Annotated in this window: 1 protein-coding gene and 1 pseudogene; both read right to left on the bottom strand. The window is 73.4% G+C overall.

Annotated elements, in window-relative coordinates; translation table 11 throughout:
• Positions 1–83: pseudogene (locus I5E_RS27275) on the bottom strand (DedA family protein); the annotation flags it as partial.
• A gap of 108 nt (positions 84–191) precedes the next feature.
• Positions 192–1,601 (bottom strand): Na+/H+ antiporter, encoded by a 1,410-nt coding sequence (locus I5E_RS01990; protein ID WP_022905522.1) that lies wholly within the window; start codon positions 1,599–1,601, stop codon positions 192–194.
• Positions 1,602–1,640: the final 39 nt, after the last annotated feature.

Raw genomic sequence — 1,640 nt, 5'->3', positions numbered from 1 at the left:
AGGGAGTCACCGGGGAGGAACGGGAAGAGCACGCCGGACTCGATGAACACGACCACGCCGATGCCGAGCAGGACCCAGGGGCCGAAGGCCTTCCAGAAGGAAGGCGGCGTCGAGGAGGTGCATGGCGACAGCCTCGGGCGCCGGGGATCAGGATCGTCCAAGATTCGCAGATCGTCGGAAGAGGACGGGGGTCAGCCCGACGACGCGCCGTTCAGCCGGGCCTCTTCCGCGTCGTACCCCGAGCGGACCTGGCGGAGCACGAGGTCGTCGATCTCGTCGGCGTCCCGCATCCGCAGGAGCGTGGCGGCCTTGTGCCGGACGAGTTCGAGCTCGAGGGCGACGGCGGTGTCGTGCCGCTGCAGCGCCGGGTGGTCGTCGTCCGACTCCTCGCGCGCCTGGATGACGTCGAGGTGGGCCTCGTAGTCCTTCCGCACCCGGTCCACGGTGGCCCGGTCCGCGCCGGTGGCACGGGCGAGGCGGGGGAGCGCGTCGAGGGCCTCCTCGATCGCGGTCCGCTCCGCCGTCCGACGCTCCTCGCCCACGGACTCGTCCTCGGGCAGGGCCGCCCGGCGGAGCACCGCCGGCAGGACGAGGGCCTGCCCGACGATCGTGACGACGACCACCCCGGCGGTGACGAAGACGATGAGGTCCCGGTCGGGGAACGCGCCACCGGACTCGAGCGTCCGGGGCACGGCGACGGCCATCGCGAGCGACACGGCTCCGCGGAACCCGGCGAAGCCGCTGACGAGCCGGTCGCGGTGTCCCTCGCGCGGTGCACCGCCCGAGCGTCGGGTGACGAGCCAGACCGTGCCGCCGGCGGCGTTGAGGAAGGCGAACCGCACGAGCACGAGGACCACCGACACCGCGGCGATCACCCCGGTGGCACGGAGCAGTTCGGCCGGGTCGAGCGCGCGCGCCGCCACCATCGCCTCGATGCCGACGAGAACGAAGAGCGCGCCGTTCAGGAGGAAGGTCAGGAACGACCAGAACGCCCGGACCTGCTGGCGCGTCTCGGCGCGGTCGAGCTTCGGGCCGACCTGACTGACGACGATCCCCGCCGCGACGACGGCGAGCACGCCGGACGCACCGATCGCCTCGGCGCCGAGGAACGCGACGAAGGGCACGAGCAGCGTCACGAGGTTCTCGAGCACGACGGTGTCGACCCGGCGGAGCACCTGGGTGCCGAGCCACGCCGCCACCAGACCCGCGGCGACACCGCCGAGGTACGACAGTGCGAGCATGCCGGAGACACCCCAGAAGGTCAGCTCCTCGGTGCCGACCGTCACCGCGACCGCGATGCCGTAGACCACGAGGGTGGTGCCGTCGTTCACGAGGCTCTCCGCCCGCAGCACCGTGACGTTCCGTCGCGGCAGCATCTTCGTGAGCACCCCGACCGCGGTGGCGTCGGTCGGTGCGACGGCGGCGCCGAGCACCCAGGCGGGCCCCCACGGCAGGCCGAGCAGGTGGAGCAGCACGGCGACCGCGGCGGTCGGCGATCTCGGTGTCGACCTCGGCGTGCTCGCGTTCGCGGCGGGCGGCGAGTTCGTTCTCGTGCTCGCGGGCGGCGCGCTCCGCGGTCGCCTCGGCCTCGGCGCGCTCACGCTCGATGCGGGCCGCGTGCTCGTCGAGTCGCGGGCATG

Source organism: Curtobacterium sp. B18, from assembly GCF_000333375.1.
Lineage (GTDB): Bacteria > Actinomycetota > Actinomycetes > Actinomycetales > Microbacteriaceae > Curtobacterium.
The sequence above is the reverse complement of the archived record's forward strand: the minus strand, read 5'-3'. Positions and strand labels throughout refer to the sequence as shown.